Source organism: Mycobacteriales bacterium (genome assembly GCA_036497565.1).
Taxonomy (GTDB): Bacteria; Actinomycetota; Actinomycetes; order Mycobacteriales; family QHCD01; genus DASXJE01.
The window spans coordinates 1-17,586 of the sequence record DASXJE010000106.1 but is presented as its reverse complement, the minus strand read 5'-3'; the positions used below and the strand labels follow the sequence as shown (position 1 = coordinate 17,586).

Below are 17,586 nucleotides of genomic sequence, written 5' to 3'. Positions count from 1 at the left end.
CGATGGCGACCAGCCTTCGCGTCTACCGCCAGCAGATCCGGTCGATCGAGTCGACCAAGAAGATCACCAAGGCGATGGAGCTCATCGCCGCGTCGCGGATCGCCAAGGCACGTGCGCGCGTCGAGGACAGCCGGCCCTACGCCGACGAGATCACCCGCGCGCTCACCGCGCTGGCCAGCAACGCGTCGGTGGATCATCCGCTGCTCGCGGAGCGGCCCGAGCCCAAGCGCGCGGCGGTGCTGCTGGTCACCAGCGACCGCGGTCTGGCCGGTGGCTACAGCGCCAACGCGATCCGGCGGGCGGAGGAGTTGCAGGCCCTGCTCAGGGAGGAGGGCAAGGAGCCCCGCCTCTACGTGATCGGCCGCAAGGGCGTCGGCTACTACCGGTTCCGCGACCGTCCGATCGTGGCGGACTGGACCGGGTTCTCCGAGCAGCCGGGCTATTCCGACGCGCGTGAGGCCGGCCAGACCCTGATCCGGGCCTTCGAGGCCGGCGGGGACGACACTGCCGAAGGCCCCGGCGACGACCAGATCGAGGGCGTCGACGAGGTCCACATCGTCTACACCGAGTTCCGTTCCATGGTGACCCAGGAGCCGGTGGCCAAGCGGATCGCGCCGATGGTGGTCGAGGAATCCGACGAGCCGCCGCCGGAAGGGGCACTGCCGCAGTACGAGTTCGAGCCGGAGCCCGAGGCGCTGCTCGACGCGATGCTGCCGAAGTACATCACCACCCGGCTCTACTCGGCCCTGCTCGAGTCCGCGGCGTCGGAGTCGGCCGCCCGGCAGCGGGCGATGAAGTCGGCCAGCGACAACGCCGACGAGCTGGTCGAAAACCTGACCCGTGAGGCCAACCAGGCCCGCCAGTCCCAGATCACCCAAGAGATCAGCGAGATCGTGGGCGGCGCCGACGCGCTCGCCGCATCCGGCTGACGCGTCACCGATAAGCGGCCCACCGGCCGAGGGAGAGAGAGCAGCATGACGGCAACCGCCGAGCACGCCGAGACTTCGCAGGGCGCCGCGACCGGCCGGGCAGTGCGGGTGACCGGCCCGGTCGTCGACGTGGAGTTCCCCCGCGACTCGATGCCGATGCTCAACAACGAGCTGCTGGTCGACCTCGAGCTCGAAGGGGAGACCCACACCATCAACCTCGAGGTCGCCCAGCACATCGGCGACAACATGGTCCGGGCGATCTCCATGCAGCCCACCGACGGCCTCGTGCGCGGCGCCGCCGTCAGCGACACCGGCGGCCCGATCACCGTGCCGGTCGGCGACCAGGTCAAGGGCCACGTCTTCAACGCGCTGGGTCGCTGCCTCGACGAGCCCGACCTCAAGCTGGACGGCGAGCGCTGGAGCATCCACCGCCAGCCGCCGCCGTTCGACCAGATCGAGGGCAAGACCGAGATGCTGGAGACCGGCATCAAGGTCATCGACCTGCTCACCCCCTACGTGCAGGGCGGCAAGATCGGCCTGTTCGGCGGCGCCGGTGTGGGCAAGACCGTGCTGATCAAGGAGATGATCACCCGGGTCGCGCGCAACTTCGGCGGCACCTCGGTCTTCGGTGGCGTCGGTGAGCGCACCCGTGAGGGCAACGACCTCTTCCTGGAGATGTCCGAGGACGGCGTCATCAACGACGCCGCGCTCGTCTTCGGGCAGATGGACGAGCCGCCGGGCACCCGGCTGCGGGTGGGGCTCTCGGCCCTGACCATGGCCGAGTACTTCCGCGACGTCATGAACCAGGACGTGCTGCTGTTCATCGACAACATCTTCCGGTTCACCCAGGCCGGCTCGGAGGTCTCCACGCTGCTCGGCCGGATGCCGTCCGCGGTGGGATACCAGCCGACCCTCGCCGACGAGATGGGCCAGCTGCAGGAGCGGATCACCTCGACCCGAGGCCACTCGATCACATCGATGCAGGCGGTGTTCGTCCCCGCCGACGACTACACCGACCCCGCGCCGGCTACGACCTTCGCCCACCTCGACGCGACCACGACGCTGTCCCGGCAGATCTTCCAGCTGGGCATCTTCCCGGCGGTCGACCCGCTGACGTCGAGCTCGCGGATCCTCGACGCGCAGTACGTCGGCCAGGAGCACTACGACGTCGCCCAGCGGGTCAAGCAGATCCTGCAACGCAACCAGGAGCTCCAGCAGATCATCGCGATCCTGGGTATCGACGAGCTTTCCGAGGAGGACAAGATCGTCGTCGGCCGGGCCCGGCGCATCCAGCGCTACCTGTCCCAGCCGTTCTACGTCGCCGAGCAGTTCACCGGCATCCCCGGCGTGTTCACCTCGCGCGAGGAGACCGTGTCGTCGTTCAAGGCGCTCTGCGACGGCGAGTACGACGACCTGCCCGAGCAGGCGTTCCTCAACTGCGGCGGTATCGACGACGTGAAGGCCAACGCGGAGAAACTGCGCCGCTAGGCGGGCAGCTCGGGCGTTGACAGGACGCCGGCGCTGGGGTGGAATCCTTTCCGATCTTCGGCTCGGATCGGTTACTTACCCACACCAGCGCTGGGAGTGCCCGTGCCCGCTCGTCGTCCGTCCCGGTCCGCTCTGCTCGTCACCGCCGCCGCGACGGCCTGCGCCGTCGCGGGAATGACCCCCGGCCGGTGCCGCGCCGGCGGCGGGCGGCTCGGCCGGACCGGCAGGCATCGAGGCGAAGATCCAGGCGGTGATGAGCCGGATGACGCTGGCCGAGAAGGTCGGCCAGATGTTCGTCTCCAACGTCTACGGCGACACCGCGACGACCGAGGCGCCGTCCTACGTCGCGGCCAATCACGCGCTCTACGGCGACGACGTCGACAACGGCGCCGACCTGATCGCCAAGTACCACCTCGGCGGCGTCATCTACTTCGCCTGGACCGACAGCCTGAAGAGCCCGCAGCAGACCGCTGCACTGTCCAACGGTCTGCAGAGCGCCGCAACGTCGGGGTCGCCGGCGATCCCGCTGCAGATCAGCACCGACCAGGAAGGCGGCATCGTCACGCGCATCGGCTCGCCCGGCGCGGTGTCGCCCGGAAACATGGCGATCGGGGCGACGTTCGACCCGGACAACGCCCGGGCTGCGGCGTCGGTCACCGGCGCCGAGTTGCGGGCGCAGGGCATCTCCGTCGACGACGCCCCGGTCGTCGACGTCAACACCAACCCGCAGAACGCCGCCGACGGGCCGCGCTCCTTCGGCGACGACCCTGCAACGGTGTCCCGCTTCGCCGCCGCCGCGGTCGACGGATATCAGCACGCGGGAGTGGCGGCGCAGGCCAAGCACTTCCCCGGTCTCGGTGACACCACCGTCAACACCGACAACGGCGTCGCGATCACCAACGAGACCCGGGCGCAGATCATGGCGACCGACATCCCGCCGTTCCGCGCGGCGATCAAGGCCGGCGTGAAGTCGATCATGGCCGCGCACATCGTGGCCCCGACGCTCGACCCGTCCGGCATGCCCGCCAGCCTGTCCGAGCCGATCGTCACCGGCCTGCTCCGCAACACCCTCGGCTACGACGGCGTGGTGGTGACCGACTCGCTCGGCGCCGGCGCGCTCGCGGACATCCCGCCGGAGGAGGTCGCCCTCGACGCGGTCAACGCCGGCGACGACGAACTGCTCATGCCGCCGAAGTTGCCCAGCGCGGTGCAGGCGGTCATCGGCGCCGTGCGGGACGGCACGATCAGCACCGCCCGGATCGACCGGTCGGTGCACCGGATCCTGCGGATGAAGTTCCAGCTCGGTCTCTTCGACAACCCCTACACGACGTCGGCGGCGGTCGACTCCACCGTCGGAACGCCGGCCCACCTGAAGACGATGGCCGGGATCGCCCGGCGCTCGGTCACCCTGCTCGACAACGCCGACCGGGTCGTCCCGATCGCTCCGGCGTCGGGCAAGCACGTGCTCGTCACCGGTTGGGGGGCGACGTCGACCCAAACCGTCGCCGCCGACCTGACCGCGAAGGGGTTGACCGCCCAGGCCTACTACAACTCGGCGTACCTCGGTGCGAACCCCAGTCAGGCGGCCATCGACGCGGCGGTGGCGGCCGCGAAGCAGAACGACGTCGTGGTGGTGACCACCGACAACGCCTGGGGTGACGTCGGCCAGCAACGTCTTGTCGCCGCGCTGCTCGGCTCCGGTACGCCGGTCGTGGTCGCCGCACTCGGGGGCCCGTACGACGTCGCCTATCTCCCGGGTGTGTCGACCTCCCTCGCCGCCTACGACTACCAGCCGCCGTCGCTGACCGCGCTGGTCGACACCCTGGTGGGGGTCGGCCCGACCGGTCGGCTCCCGGTCACGGTGCCGCGCGCGGACGGCTCCGGCACGCTCTTCCCGCGCGGCTTCGGGATCGGCTACCGCGGGCGCTGAGCGGCGCGGGGCCCGACGTACGCTCGGTGGGTGCCGATCGATCCGCAGCGCCCGGGGCAGAGCGGGCAGGGCTGGCTGGTCGTGGTCGGCTTCGTCGGTACGGTCGCCGCGATCGTCGTACTGGCGATCTGGGCCGCCCACCACGGGTAGCCCGGCAGCCCCGGCGAGGCCGGATCAGTAGCACGCCGCCGGATGGATACACTGCGGAAACCACTTGCATGTCGAAGGAGCGTTGGTGGCCACACTGCACGTCGAGCTTGTCGCCGTCGAACGGCCGGTCTGGTCGGGCGAGGCCACGATGGTGCTGGCCCGCACCACCGAGGGTGAACTCGGAGTACTGCCCGGCCACATCCCGCTGCTCGGCGAGCTGGCCGCCGGAGGCGTGGTGCGGATCCGGCAGGAGGACGACCAGGAGCTGGTCGTCGCCGCGCACGGCGGGTTCCTCTCCGTGACCGCCGACGGGGTGTCGATCCTCGCCGAGATGGCCGAGCTCGCCGACGAGATCGACGTATCGCGGGCCGAGGCGGCGCTGGAGCGTGCCCGGTCCGGAGACCACTCCGAGGACGACAGGGACGCGAAGGACGCCGAGGAGCGCGCGCTCTCCCGCCTGCGCGCTGCGGGACAAGACGTCTAAGACGCACTCCCCAGCGAGGAACGGAGGGGCGAGAGCGGCGTGGAGCTGATCGAGATCGTCGCCCTCGTGCTCGCCCTCGCCGCCTGCACGCTCGCCGGCATCGTGCTGCGCCGCAGATTCCTGCTGCGGGGTGGCGGCGCGGTCGACATGAGCCTGCGCCTGCGCACCGGAACGGTCGGTCGCGGCTGGGCGCTGGGCGTGGGCCGCTACGCCGGCGACGAGCTGCAATGGTTCCGGGTCTTCACCTTCTCGCCACGCCCCGCGCGGGTGCTCTCCCGCTCGGCCCTGCAGGTTTCCCGGCAGCGGATCCCGGCCGGAGCCGAGTCGTGGGCGGTGCAGTCCGGGGCGGTGATCATCGAGTGCCATACCGGCCCCGACCCGGTCCAGCTCGCGATGAGCGAGGAGGCCGTGACGGGGTTTCTGTCCTGGCTGGAGTCCTCTCCGCCGGGCTTCACGCTGCCCGGGTTCGCGCTGCGCTGATCAACGGGGCTGACGCTCCGGCGGCCCGACGGTCAGTGGTCGCCGCCCGGCGCCCAGAGCACGTCGCCGTCGGGGTTGGCGACCCGGCCCAGCACGAACAGCAGGTCCGACAGCCGGTTGAGGTAGCGGGCGGTCAGCGGGTTGGTGTGCTCCGGGTCGGCCTCCACCAACGCCCACGCGCTGCGCTCGGCCCGCCGGGCGACGGTCCTGGCCACGTGCAGGAGGGCCGCGCCGGGGGTGCCGCCGGGCAGGATGAAGCTGTTCAGCGGCTCCAACCGGGCGTTGAAGTCGTCGCAGGCCGCCTCCAGGCGCTCGACGTAGCCCGACGTGATCCGCAATCGGGCCTGCGTCGACTCCGGGTCGAGCGGGGCGCACAGGTCGGCCCCGACGTCGAAGAGGTCGTTCTGGACCCGCTGCAGCACGGTCGCGACCTCGTGGGTCAGGTCGCCGAGCGCGATGGCCACACCCAGCGCGGCGTTGGCCTCGTCGACGTCGGCGTAGGCGACCAGGCGGGGGTCGGTCTTGGCGACCCGGCTGAAGTCGCCCAGCGCCGTGGTGCCGTCGTCGCCGGTCTTGGTGTAGATACGGGTCAGATGGACGGCCATGGCGCCACCCTACGGCCCGATCGGGCCGTCCGCGGCGTGGCCGTGCCGAGCCCGGCCCGGCCGGTCCGTACGATGTCTCGGTGCCCCAGTTCCGAGTGTCCGGTGGAGCGCGGCTGGCCGGCGAGGTGCCGGTGACCGGCGCGAAGAACAGCGTGCTGAAGCTGATGGCTGCCGCGCTGCTCGCCGAGGGCACCACCACCCTGACCGCCGTACCGGACATCGTCGACGTCGCGATCATGAAGCAGGTGCTGCGGCGGCTCGGATGCGACATCACCGACATCGAGCCGAAGACCGACCAGCTCGCGATCACCGTGCCGGCCCGGCCGAACAGCGAGGCCGACTACGACCTGGTGCGCCGGCTGCGGGCCTCGATCTGCGTGCTCGGTCCGCTGGTCGCCCGTTGCGGCGAGGCGAAGGTGGCACTGCCCGGCGGTGACAACATCGGTTCCCGCGGGCTCGACATGCACATCGCCGGCCTGGAACGGCTCGGCGCGGTCGTCACCAACGAGCACGGCTTCCTGGTTGCGTCGGCGGGCCAGCTCACCGGCGCCACCATCTGGCTGGACTTCCCGAGCGTCGGCGCCACCGAAAACCTGCTGATGGCCGCCGTACTGGCCAAGGGCACGACGGTGATCGACAACGCCGCCCGGGAACCCGAGATCGTCGACATCGCGATCATGCTGCAGGCGATGGGCGCGCAGATCTCCGGCGCGGGTACGTCGACCCTGGTCATCGACGGGGTCGACTCGCTCAGTCCGGTGGTGCATCACACCGTGCCGGACCGCATCGTCGCCGGAACCTGGGCGATCGCGGCCGTCATGACCCAGGGCGACGTGCTCGTCCGCCGGGCCGTGGCCGAGCACCTCGAGATCACGCTGGACAAGCTGACGACGGCGGGCGCGTCCATCGACGTCGTCCCGGACGGATTCCGCGTCCGCATGGACCGTCGGCCGACGGCGATCGACGTCGTCACGCTGCCCTACCCGGGTTTCCCCACCGACCTGCAGCCGGCCATCATCGCCCTGGCAGCGGTGTCGGAGGGCGCGGCGATGGTCACCGAGAACATCTTCGAGGGTCGGTTCATGTTCGTCGACGAACTCTCCCGGCTCGGGGCGGACGTGCGCACCGACGGGCACCATGCCGTGATCCGCGGTCGTCCGCGGCTTTCCGGCGCGCCGGTACGGGCCACCGACATCCGGGCCGGCGCCGCGCTGGTGCTGGCCGGTCTGGTCGCCGACGGCGTGACCACCGTGGCCGAGGCCAAGCACATCGACCGCGGTTACGCCGGCTTCGCCGGCCACCTGTGTGCGCTCGGCGCCGACGTCGAGCGGATCGACCTGCGCGACGACCAACTCTGATGCGGCTCGCGGATCAGGTCGTGGGCGGGACGACCGCCTGAGCCCGCTCGGTGTCCTCGGCGAAGACGAGCAGCCGGATCCGGCCGTCCGGCCCGGCGTCGATCGTCGACCGGACGTTCGCGTCGGAGAGCAGGGCGCGGAGCGCGTTCGCGTCCGCCCTCGTGTCCACCACTGCCACCGGCCGGAGCAACCCGGTGTCACCGCGCGCCCGGCCGACCCAGCTGGTCCGCCGGGGCCGGAAGGTCCACCGGAGCAGGATCGCGAGTAGTCCCACCGCCACGAGCGCAATGACCGGATCGAGCGCAGCCGGGCTGCCGGTCACCGCAATCAGCACAGGGGGAGTGTCGCACTGCGCCCTATTTTGCGCACGACGCAACGTATCAGGCGTCTCATACGTCTCTCCGAGAAGAAGGAGCGCACTGCGGGACGGATGAGGTGGGAGTCCGAATGCGAGCCACGACCGTACGTCCGGGTCGACTGGTCGAGTTGGCCGGTCGGCTGGATGGGACCGGAGCCGCGACCGCCCGCGATGCGCTGCATCGTGCTCTGGCCGACGGCGAGGACGAACTGGTCATCGACCTGCGCGATCTCGAGCTCATCGATGCGACCGGACTCGGTGTGCTCGTCGGCAGCCACAGACGGGCCGGGCTGATCGGCCGCCGACTGGTGCTGCGCGATCCGCCGGCCCGCGTGGCGCGGATTCTGATGCTCACCCGGCTCGACCGGATTCTCGTGCTCGAGCGCACCGCAGTCTCCGCTCGGTGACCGTAGGTGCGGCTTGGGTGACGACGACTCCATTGAGGCTCGCCGACACTAGTCTGCTTGCTATCGTTTGATCACCGTGTCGCCGTAGACACCAGCCAGCAGGAGGACAGACCCGTGCCGAGTTCGACGGTCCGTTCCTCGTATGAGCAAGGTCTCGATCTCGAGACGATCGCCCGGCTGAGACTGGCGATCAGCCGGATCGGCCGCCGGATGCGGGTGCACGGGGGAGTGGGACCGACCTCCAGTCAGGTGTCCGCGCTCGCCACGGTCGAAAAGTACGGTCCGCTCCGCATCGGTGATCTCGCCTACCGCGAGGGCGTTGCCGCGCCGACGATGACTCGCGTCGTCGCGGCGCTCGACCAACTCGGTTACCTCGAGCGCAAGGCGGATCCCGACGACCGCCGGTCCTCGCAGGTCGGCATCAGTGCCGCCGGACGGGATCTGCTCGAGACCCTGCGCCGCGACCGGACCGCCTACCTCGCCAACCGGGTCGCGACGTTGACCGAGAGCGAGCGCGCCCAACTGGTGACCGCTCTTCCCATCCTCGAGGCGCTCGCGGCGGACGAGACCAGCCCGTAGCGGCTCAGCCCCGGTAGGCGACCTCGACCTGCCACTCGTCGCGCGGTTGCGCGTGCAGCCGCCAATAATGCTCGGCGATCTCATCCGGATCGAAGGCGGTGCCCGGCGCGATGTCGCCGTACACCGTCACGGTCGCCGCGTGGACGCCGCTCGGTTCGTATTGCTGGTGAAGGATTTCGGTGAGTGCGCGGACGCCGGCCTTGCCGAGGGAGAGGCTGGTGTAGCGCGCGTCGGGCGCGGGCATTCCGCCGGTGATGAGGATGCTTCCGCCGCCGCTCTCGGCCATCGCCGGCGCGAGATGCGTGGCGGCGGTCAGGGCACCGAGAACGTTCACGCTCCATGCGTGCAGGTGATCCGGCGTGGAGAGCTCGCCGGGAGCGTCCCGTCGGATCAGGCCGGCGTTGTAGATGAGTGCGTCGGGGGCGCCGTACTCGCTCCGGGCGGTGTCGAGCGCCGACCGCAGTCCAGCCTCGTCGGCGGTGTCCGCAGTGAGCGCCAGCACCCGCACGTCGAGCGGTTCGAGCGTGCGGGCGACGGCCTCCACCGTGGTGCGGCTGCGGGCGATGAGGGTGATCGGCAGGCCCGCGCGGGCGAACCGGTGGGCGATCGCCCCGCCGAGCCCGGGGCCGGCGCCGATGATCAGCGCTCCGGTCATCACATGTCTCCCTCAGGTCGGGGTTCGGCGTAGCGTGCGGGCATGGTGACTTTCCGGCATGTGCTGGTGGAGCGTGAGGGCGAGTTCGTCACCGTAACCATGAACCGTCCCGAGCGGCGCAACGCGCTGTCGCTGGAGCACCTGCGCGAGCTGCAGTCCGCCTTCGCCGCGGTCGGGGAGAGCGATGCGAGGGGCGTGGTCCTCGCCGGTTCCGGTCGGGTCTTCTCGGCCGGGCACGACTTCGCCGACGTCGCCGAGGCCGACCTGGCCGACGTACGGCGGCTGCTGGCCGTGTGCACCGATCTGATGCAGACCATTCAGACCATCCCGCAGGTCGTCGTGGCCCGGGTGCACGCGCTGGCCACCGCCGCGGGTTGCCAGCTGGTCGCCTCGTGCGACCTCGCCGTCGCCGGGGAGTCCGCAGGGTTCGCCGCGCCCGGGGGCAAGGGTGGCTGGTTCTGCCATACCCCGATGGTGCCGATCGCGCGAAACGTCGGACGAAAAAGAGCATTCGAGATGGCGCTCACCGGAGATGTCATCGACGCGCGGACGGCGTACGACTGGGGCCTGGTCAACCGCGTCGTGGCCGACGCCGAGCTGGAGAAGGCGACCCTCGACCTGCTCGACCGGGCGACCCGGGGGAGCGCCCGGTCGAAGGGTCTGGGCAAGCATGCGCTCTACGCCCAGCTGGACCGGCCCGAGCGGGATGCCTACACCTACGCCGTCGAGGTCATGGCCGCCGCGAGCCAGACACCGGAGGCCCGGGAGGGCATGGCCGCCTTCCTGGCCAAACGTCCCCCCACCTGGCCCGCCTGACCGCCCCCGCGCCCCGAAAACGCCCCCTGCGCTATGCCCTCTGCCCAAAACGCACTCCTAGTGCGTTATGGGGGCGCCGTACGGCGTGTCGCAGACCAAAACGCACTAGGAGTGCGTTTTGGGCAGGGGCCGGCGCGCGGTACGGCGACACGAACCGCTGCCGGGTGGACAAAACCCACTAGTAGTGGGTTTTGGTCCACGACACGCCGTACCGGATGTCCAAAACCCACTAGTAGTGGGTTTTGGGCAGGGGCGACCGGTGCCACGGGCGGAGCCGGGTGGGGTGCTCGGCTGGCGGGCTGCTGCGGATCCAGTAGCCTCCGCCGGTGTGCGGCTCGTCATTGCGCGGTGTTCGGTCGACTACGTCGGGCGACTGACCGCTCATCTGCCCATGGCGGCGCGGCTGATCCTGGTCAAGGCGGACGGTTCGGTCGCCATCCATGCCGACGATCGGGCCTACAAGCCGTTGAACTGGATGAGTCCGCCCTGCACGCTGCACGAGGCCGATGGCGTCTGGACGGTGGCCAACCGCACCGGCGACCAGCTGGTGATCACGGTCGACGAGGTGCTGCACGACTCGAGCCACGAGCTCGGCGTCGACCCGGGACTGGTCAAGGACGGCGTCGAGGCGCATCTGCAGGAATTGCTGGCCGAGCACATCGAGACGCTCGGCGCCGGCTACCGGCTGGTACGACGGGAGTACCCCACCGCGATCGGCCCGGTCGACATTCTCGCCCGCGATCCGGACGGTGGCGCGGTCGCAATCGAGATCAAGCGGCGCGGCGAGATCGACGGGGTCGAGCAGCTCACCCGTTATCTGGATCTGCTCAACCGCGACCCGCTTCTGGCTCCGGTGCGCGGGGTGTTCGCGGCACAGGAGATCAAGCCGCAGGCGCGGGTCCTCGCCGCCGACCGAGCCATCGGATGTCTGACGCTCGACTACGACGCGCTGCGCGGCGTCGACGACCCAACTCAACGATTGTTCTGATTGACCTGAAGATGAGATTCGTCGAGATAACGGGCCCGAACGCCACCTTTAAGCAGGCCCTGCAGGCCCGGATCTGCCGCCTTGACATGCCCGGCCCGCGGTGCGAGGGTCGTCGGCAAGCGTTTTCCCGCCACCTCCAGCGGGTATGTAGCGGCCGCGGCTAATGCCGTCGTGCCAGAGGTAGGCAGAGAAGGGATGAATTCAGTGAGTATCGGTGCAGGCCTTTCCCGGCGAAGGTTCTTGTATGGATCGGCGGCGGTGGCGGGTTCCGCCATGTTGACCGCGTGCACCAGCAGCTCCAGCCCGAGTTCGAGCGGGGGAAGCAACTCCGCCGAGAGCACCGCCAAAGGCTCGGCGAAGAAGCCGCTCTCCGTTCCGAAGAGCTTCAATGAGGCACCCACGCTCGCCAGCCAGACGAAGGCCGGCAAGATGCCGGCCGTCGCGAAGCGGCTACCGGAGACTCCGCTTGTCGTCCCGCACAACTGGGTCCAGCAGGGCAAGTACGGCGGCACGCTCAACATGATGGTGTTCTCGAGCCAGGGCACCGCGAAGGCCGACTCCAACCGCGAGTTCTTCTACGGCCATTCCCCGCTGAGATGGCTCAACGACGGCCTCGATGTCGCGCCGGGACTCGTGCAGTCCTGGTCGTCCAACGCCGACGCCTCCGAGTGGACCCTGCACTTCCGTAAGGGCCTGAAGTGGTCGGACGGCACGCTCTTCAGCGTCGACGATGTGCTGTTCTGGTGGGAGGACATCATCATCCCCGGCCACTACGCGCAGACACCCCCGGACGCATGCCGGTCGGCCAACGGCACGCTGTGCAAGATGTCGAAGGTCGACAACCTGACCCTGAAGCTGAGCTACGACGCACCCCAGCCGATCGTCGACGGCCACCTCGCGTCCTACGCGAAGGGCGCCATCGGCCTCAACGGGGCGATCTGGGTGCTGCCCAAGCACTACGCGAAGCAGTTCCACCCCAAGTACAACAAGAGTGTCCCGAAGAACTGGGACTCCGTCGGTGGCCTCTGGGAGCAGAAGACCGACTGGATGCGCAACCCCGAGTGCCCCACGATGATCGGCTACAAGTGCAAGTCGTTCGACAACAACAAGGGCGTCGTACTCGAGCGCAACCCTTACTACTATGTCGTCAGCAAGGACGGCGACCAGCTGCCCTACATTGACGAGATCGTCATCAACAACGTGCAGGACGCCCAGGTGGGCAAACTGCAGGTGCAGCAGGGCAAGATCGACTACTGCCACGGCCCGTTCAACCAGATCGACCTCTCCGACGTGTCTGCTTTGAGCCAGGCGAAGGAGAAGGCCGGCATCGAGATCAACCTGTGGGACAGCGGATCCGGCACCGGTTCGATGTTCTTCCTCAACTATGACTATCCCGACGCGAAGCTGCGAAAGCTATTCCGCGACGCGCGTTTCCGGCGGGCGCTCTCCTACGCCTTCGACCGGGACTGGGCCCGCAAGACCCTCTACTTCCAGCAGGGCCAGAAGACGACCGGCACGCTCGGCGTGAAGTCGCTCGAATTCCAGGGCGCGGACGGTCAGCAGGCCTTCAAGACCTGGGCGAACTCCTACATCAAGCACGACGTGAGCAAGGCGAAGGCGCTGCTCGCCGAGCTCGGCCTCAAGGACACCGACAACGACGGTTACGTCGAGTTTCCCGACGGCAGCAAGCTGAGCATCGACATCGACTACTCGGCCGACATCGCCCAGAACGAAGGGGCGAAGGACGACCAGCTGGTGCAGAACGCCAAGGAGATCGGCGTCAAGATGGTCCGACGCCCGATCCCGCCGGAGTCCTACAGCGACCAGTGGTCGGCCGGACAGCTCATGTCCCACACCAACTGGGAGGTGAGCAACGGCGCGACCTGTCTGATCTCGCCGATGTGGCTGGTGCCGATCGAGAGCTCGCGGTGGGCCCCGCTGGAGGGCTCCTACTACTCGGTGATCGGTACGCCGGAGGAGCACACCGAGAAGAACGTCAACCCGTGGAAGCGCCATCCTCCGCGGTTGGAGCCCGAGGCCGGCGGTCCGATCGCCGCGCTGTGGAAGCTCTACGCGAAGACGAAGCGCGAGCCGGACGTCATGAAGCGCACCCAGCTGGTGTGGGAAATGATGAAGATCCACGTCAAGGACGGCCCGTTCTTCATGGGGTGTGTCGCCGACTTCCCCAACGTCGTGATCACGAAGACGGCTCTGCGCAACGTCCCCACTCACGAAAACCTCGCCACCGGGGGCATCACCAACCCGTGGCAGGTCCCGTGCCCGGCGATCTACGACCCCGAGAGCTTCTACTGGGACAGCCCGGACCAGCACAGCACCTGACCCTCGATCAGTACCGTTGGCGCCATGACCGACTGCGCCGGCGGCGCTGCTCCCGCAGGCACCTTCACCTCGTCCGACCCGGCCACCGGCGACGTCGTCGGATCATTCCCGGTCTATGACCGGGCCGCGGTCGACGCCGCCGTCGACCGGGCCCGGGACGCCGCGGCGTGGTGGGCCGGCATCGGCTTCTCGGGGCGGGGTGAGCGGCTGCGCGCCTACGCCGCCGTCCTCGCCCGGCGGATGCGCGAGCTGGCGGAGCTGATCCACCGGGAGGGCGGCAAGCCGGTCGACGACGCCCTGCTCGAACTGGTCCTCACGGTCGACCATCTGCGGTGGGCGGCCGGGCACGCCGAACGGGTGCTGCGCCGACGGCAGGTGCCGCCGGGTCTGCTCATGCCCAACGTCGCCGCGTCGGTCGAATACCTGCCTTATGGCGTGGTCGGCGTGATCGGGCCCTGGAACTACCCCGTCTTCACCCCGATGGGCTCGATCGGATACGCCCTCGCCGCCGGCAACGCCGTGGTGTTCAAGCCCAGCGAGCACACCCCGATGGTCGGCCGGTGGCTCGCGGAGGCGTTCGCCGAGGTGGTCCCGGAGCGGCCGGTGTTCCAGGTCGTCACCGGACTGCGCGACACCGGCGCCGCGTTGAGCGCCGCCCGGGTCGACAAGATCGCCTTCACCGGCTCGACCCGGACGGCCAAGCAGGTGATGGCGGCGGCGGCCGAGTCGCTGACGCCGGTCGTCATCGAGTGTGGCGGGAAGGACCCGCTGATCGTGGCCGAGGACGCCGACCTGGACGCCGCCGTGGACGGGGCGCTGTGGGGCGGCTTCACCAACGGCGGGCAGACCTGCGTCGGAGTCGAGCGGGTCTACGCCGTCGACCCGGTCTACGACGACTTCGTCGCGCGGCTGGCGAGTCGTGCGCAGGCGCTCCGCCCGGGCTCGGACCGGTGGGCGAGCTACGGGCCGATCACCGTCCCCGACCAGGTCGACGTGATCCGCCGGCACATCGACGACGCGCTCGCCCGCGGTGCCCGCGCGGTCGTCGGCGGCCCGGAGTCGGTGCGCCCGCCCTACGTGGACCCGGTGATCCTGGTCGACGTACCGCCCGATGCCGCTGCGGAGCAGGAGGAGACGTTCGGGCCGGTGCTGACCGTGAGCCGGGTGGGCAGCCTCGACGCCGCGGTGACCCGCGCCAACGGCACCGGTTACGGCCTCGGCGCGACCGTCTACTCCCGCGAGCGCGGGGAGGAACTGGCCCACCGGCTGCGCACCGGAATGGTCTCGGTCAACTCGGTCGTGACGTTCGCGGCCGTCCCCGCGCTGCCCTTCGGCGGGGTCGGGAGTTCGGGGTTCGGCCGGATCCACGGTGCCGACGGCCTGCGGGAGTTCAGCCGGGTCCGGTCGGTATCCCGCGCGCGGTTCCCGTCGCCGCTCGCGGTGATGACCTTCCGCCGGAGCGAGCGGGCGGTGTCGCGGCTGGTGAACACGGTGCAGCGGATCTACGGTCGGTGACCGCCGCCGGATCCCCAGTCGTAGACGACCGAGCTGCGCACGATGATGTCCTGCACCGACCGGTTCCTGGAGTTGACCGCGCACCACAGCACGCCGATCGGGAAGACGACGCACAGGAGCGCCCGCAACGCCGCGCCGGCCCACCGCATCCGGTGCCCGCGGAAGCTCACGACCCGTAACCCGAGGACGTGGTCGCCGTAGGTGCGCTCGGCGGTCGCCCAGCACACGGTCAGATAACCGATCGACAGTCCACCGGAGATGACGACCACCACACCCCAGGACACGGTGGGGAAGTGGAACGACGTCGGGTTGAACAGCAGGAAGACAGCGCAGGCGGCGAGATAGATGATGCCCAGCGCGGCGAGCAGAACGAGGAAGTCGACGGTGTTGGCCAGGACCCGGCTGACCACACCGGCCCGCAGGCCCTGGTAGGGCACCGCCGCCGAGGGCAGCACCGACACCTGCTTAGGGACCCGCCGCCGCGCGCTACCGGTCGTCATCGGGGTCATCCACCCTCGTCGCCAGCAGATCCTCGGGCGGGTGCGCGCCGTCGCCGTTCTGGTCCTCGATCGTGAAGCCCGCGACATCGGTACGCCGGGCCCGCCGCCGCAGCAGCAGCCGGTCGACGGCGCGGCCCACCATCTCGTCGGCCTGGATGCCCTGCAGCCGCACCTCACGCACCGCATCGGAGGTCATGACGCCGGTGGACTGCCGGATGATCTCCGGGAGATCGAGGGCGTCGACGACGTAACGGGCGATGCCGACGATGTCGATCCGGTCGATGACCGCGTCCATGTCGAGCTTGGCCGCCACGGCGTCGACGTCCACCCGATCGACGATCGCGTCGATATCCACCCGGTCGACGATCGCATCGATGCTGATCCGGGCCGCCACGGCGTCGATGTCGACCCGGCTGACGATCGCGTCGATGTCGACCCGGTCGATGATCGCGTCGATGTCCACCCGACGCACGATGCGATCGACGTCGATCGACGCGGCGATGGCGTCGATGTCCACCCGACGCACGATGCGATCGATGTCGACCCTGGCCACGGCGGCATCGATGTCGACCTCCTCGACCACGCCGTCGAGGTCGACGTGGTCGAGCACGATCCCGGTCAGGTCGAGCTGGTCGAGCACCGCCGTCACGACCCGGGGGATGAGCGCCCCGGCCAGCCGGGCGGTGTTCTGCTCGGCCGCGATCCGGGCCCGCCGGCCCCGGTCCGCCGCCCGGCTCAGCCCGGCCAGGGGGAGCCCCGCGGCCGCGGGCAGGGTCGGGTGTGGCATGTGCGAGACGAGTGGCCGGGCCGCCCGGCCCATGGCACCGACGCCGCGCCAGGCGAGTTCCGTCGTCTCGATACCGAGACCGATCGCCGCGTCGACGATCCGCGGTGCCGGCTGGACGGATCCGCCGGTGTCCGCCGGGTCGCCCGGGCGGGCCTGCCGGAGGAGGCCGACCGTCAGGGAGGCGGCGCCGAGCACGAGGCCGCCGACATCGACAACCGATCGGCGTGAAGCCCCCACCGGTGTGTCTGGATCCATCAGCGGCTCCTCGGACCGACCTTCATCATGAACGGTTGCGGGTCGCGATGCCACGATTTCAGCCGATGGGCCGCTTCCGTCCTCGGCCCGGAGCCGGGAATCGGTGCCGCTGACTACAGTGACGGGGTGAGCCGACGCCGACCGCCCCGCCCCGACAGGCACCGGCCGGTGTTCGGTTCCGATCGGCAGGAGACCTGGAGCGACGAGGACTACGTCGTCCGCCCGCTGACCGGGAGCGCGAGCACCCGGCTCTACCGGTGCCCGGGTTGTGACCACGAGATCCGCCCCGCGACCCCCCACGTGGTGGTCTGGGCGGTCGCCGACATCGACGCCGATCACCGAAGGCACTGGCACACCGCTTGTTGGCGGGCGCGGGAACGTATCGCTCCGGTCCGCCGGCGTGCGTGACGACGATGCCGGACATCCGCGGCAACACGGTGCTGCCCGCCGATCGTCGTGCGGTCACCCTGCACACTTCCGACGGCCTGGAGCTGGTCGGCGAGCTGGCCCTGCCTGAAGGTCGTCCGCCGGTCGCCACCGTCGTATGTCTGCACCCGCTGCCGACGCAGGGCGGGATGATGGACAGCCACCTGTTCCGCAAGGCGGCGTACCGGCTGCCGGCCCTGGCAGGGCTTGCGGTGCTTCGGTTCAACACCCGCGGTACGACGAGCGAGGCCGGCACCAGCGAGGGCGAGTTCGGCAACGGCGAGACCGAGCGGCTCGATGTGGCGGCGGCGCTGGACGTCGTCGAGTCGCGCGACCTGCCGTCGCCGTGGCTGGTCGGCTGGTCCTTCGGCACCGACCTCGCGCTGCGATATGGCTGTGACCCGAGCGTTGTCGGTGCCGTGCTCATCTCGCCACCGCTGCGCTACTCGACGGCCGACGACCTCGCGCAGTGGGCGACCTCGGGCAAGCCGCTCGTCGCGATCGTGCCGGAGCTCGACGACTACCTGCAGCCGCCA

Annotated in this window: 20 protein-coding genes; 14 read left to right on the top strand and 6 right to left on the bottom strand. The window is 69.9% G+C overall.

Annotated elements, in window-relative coordinates:
• Positions 1–2: 2 nt before the first annotated feature.
• The 5 genes from VGH85_09325 (at position 3) to VGH85_09305 (ending at position 5,461) form a co-directional block, all read left to right on the top strand.
• Complete coding sequence (locus VGH85_09325) at positions 3–929, top strand: F0F1 ATP synthase subunit gamma (protein ID HEY2173994.1); 927 nt, start codon at positions 3–5, stop codon at positions 927–929.
• A 45-nt stretch (positions 930–974) separates the two neighbouring features.
• The gene (atpD, locus tag VGH85_09320) at positions 975–2,417 is read left to right on the top strand and encodes a F0F1 ATP synthase subunit beta (protein ID HEY2173993.1); all 1,443 of its coding nucleotides are present in this window, start codon (positions 975–977) and stop codon (positions 2,415–2,417) included.
• 253 nt (positions 2,418–2,670) lie between these two features.
• Positions 2,671–4,347, top strand: coding sequence for a glycoside hydrolase family 3 N-terminal domain-containing protein (locus VGH85_09315; GenBank protein ID HEY2173992.1), 1,677 nt, complete (start codon positions 2,671–2,673; stop codon positions 4,345–4,347).
• 235 nt (positions 4,348–4,582) lie between these two features.
• A complete protein-coding gene (locus VGH85_09310; GenBank protein ID HEY2173991.1) occupies positions 4,583–4,981 on the top strand; it encodes a F0F1 ATP synthase subunit epsilon in 399 nt (132 codons plus the stop codon).
• A gap of 39 nt (positions 4,982–5,020) precedes the next feature.
• Positions 5,021–5,461 carry a DUF2550 domain-containing protein gene (locus VGH85_09305; GenBank protein ID HEY2173990.1) on the top strand — a complete coding sequence of 147 codons (441 nt, stop codon included), beginning with the start codon at positions 5,021–5,023 and terminating at the stop codon, positions 5,459–5,461.
• 32 nt (positions 5,462–5,493) lie between these two features.
• Here VGH85_09305 and VGH85_09300 read toward each other — a convergent pair whose 3' ends face one another.
• Positions 5,494–6,066, bottom strand: a complete 573-nt coding sequence (locus VGH85_09300) for a cob(I)yrinic acid a,c-diamide adenosyltransferase (GenBank protein ID HEY2173989.1) — start codon at positions 6,064–6,066, stop codon at positions 5,494–5,496.
• A gap of 80 nt (positions 6,067–6,146) precedes the next feature.
• On the opposite strand from VGH85_09300, the gene murA reads away from it, so the two are divergent.
• Entirely contained in the window at positions 6,147–7,424 is a 1,278-nt protein-coding gene (gene murA / locus VGH85_09295; GenBank protein HEY2173988.1) for a UDP-N-acetylglucosamine 1-carboxyvinyltransferase, read from the top strand.
• Positions 7,425–7,437: 13 nt separating this feature from the next.
• Here the strand turns inward: murA and VGH85_09290 are convergent, their stop codons facing one another.
• Positions 7,438–7,758, bottom strand: coding sequence for a hypothetical protein (locus tag VGH85_09290; GenBank protein ID HEY2173987.1), 321 nt, complete (start codon positions 7,756–7,758; stop codon positions 7,438–7,440).
• Positions 7,759–7,871: 113 nt separating this feature from the next.
• Between VGH85_09290 and VGH85_09285 the strand changes: the two genes are divergently transcribed.
• A complete protein-coding gene (locus VGH85_09285) occupies positions 7,872–8,189 on the top strand; it encodes an STAS domain-containing protein (GenBank protein HEY2173986.1) in 318 nt (105 codons plus the stop codon).
• A gap of 114 nt (positions 8,190–8,303) precedes the next feature.
• A complete protein-coding gene (locus VGH85_09280) occupies positions 8,304–8,768 on the top strand; it encodes a MarR family transcriptional regulator (GenBank protein HEY2173985.1) in 465 nt (154 codons plus the stop codon).
• A 4-nt stretch (positions 8,769–8,772) separates the two neighbouring features.
• On the opposite strand, the gene VGH85_09275 is transcribed toward VGH85_09280, so the two are convergent.
• Positions 8,773–9,423 carry an SDR family NAD(P)-dependent oxidoreductase gene (locus tag VGH85_09275; protein ID HEY2173984.1) on the bottom strand — a complete coding sequence of 217 codons (651 nt, stop codon included), beginning with the start codon at positions 9,421–9,423 and terminating at the stop codon, positions 8,773–8,775.
• A 42-nt stretch (positions 9,424–9,465) separates the two neighbouring features.
• Between VGH85_09275 and VGH85_09270 the strand changes: the two genes are divergently transcribed.
• The gene (locus tag VGH85_09270) at positions 9,466–10,239 is read left to right on the top strand and encodes an enoyl-CoA hydratase-related protein (protein HEY2173983.1); all 774 of its coding nucleotides are present in this window, start codon (positions 9,466–9,468) and stop codon (positions 10,237–10,239) included.
• Between the two features lie 328 nt (positions 10,240–10,567).
• Positions 10,568–11,227, top strand: a complete 660-nt coding sequence (nucS, locus tag VGH85_09265; GenBank protein ID HEY2173982.1) for an endonuclease NucS — start codon at positions 10,568–10,570, stop codon at positions 11,225–11,227.
• Here the strand turns inward: nucS and VGH85_09260 are convergent.
• Positions 11,212–11,655: a hypothetical protein gene (locus VGH85_09260; protein ID HEY2173981.1), complete on the bottom strand. Its 444-nt coding sequence runs from the start codon at positions 11,653–11,655 to the stop codon at positions 11,212–11,214. The two genes, nucS and VGH85_09260, sit on opposite strands and share 16 nt — an antisense overlap.
• A 1-nt stretch (position 11,656) precedes the next feature.
• Here VGH85_09260 and VGH85_09255 point away from each other — a divergent pair, with 1 nt between their 5' ends.
• The gene (locus VGH85_09255; protein ID HEY2173980.1) at positions 11,657–13,567 is read left to right on the top strand and encodes an ABC transporter substrate-binding protein; all 1,911 of its coding nucleotides are present in this window, start codon (positions 11,657–11,659) and stop codon (positions 13,565–13,567) included.
• A gap of 24 nt (positions 13,568–13,591) precedes the next feature.
• Positions 13,592–15,082 carry an aldehyde dehydrogenase family protein gene (locus VGH85_09250; GenBank protein ID HEY2173979.1) on the top strand — a complete coding sequence of 497 codons (1,491 nt, stop codon included), beginning with the start codon at positions 13,592–13,594 and terminating at the stop codon, positions 15,080–15,082.
• Here VGH85_09250 and VGH85_09245 read toward each other — a convergent pair.
• Together VGH85_09245 and VGH85_09240 are read right to left on the bottom strand one after the other, a co-directional pair.
• On the bottom strand, positions 15,070–15,582 hold the full coding sequence (locus VGH85_09245) for an RDD family protein (GenBank protein HEY2173978.1): 513 nt from the start codon (positions 15,580–15,582) through the stop codon (positions 15,070–15,072). The two genes, VGH85_09250 and VGH85_09245, sit on opposite strands and share 13 nt — an antisense overlap.
• Positions 15,569–16,624 (bottom strand): hypothetical protein, encoded by a 1,056-nt coding sequence (locus VGH85_09240; protein ID HEY2173977.1) that lies wholly within the window; start codon positions 16,622–16,624, stop codon positions 15,569–15,571. The genes VGH85_09245 and VGH85_09240 overlap by 14 nt, the downstream gene beginning before the upstream one ends.
• A 126-nt stretch (positions 16,625–16,750) precedes the next feature.
• On the opposite strand from VGH85_09240, the gene VGH85_09235 reads away from it, so the two are divergent.
• Positions 16,751–17,032, top strand: a complete 282-nt coding sequence (locus VGH85_09235) for a hypothetical protein (GenBank protein HEY2173976.1) — start codon at positions 16,751–16,753, stop codon at positions 17,030–17,032.
• Positions 17,029–17,586, top strand: a 558-nt coding sequence (locus VGH85_09230) for a hypothetical protein (GenBank protein ID HEY2173975.1), incomplete at its 3' end; no start/stop codon positions are given. The genes VGH85_09235 and VGH85_09230, both read left to right, overlap by 4 nt.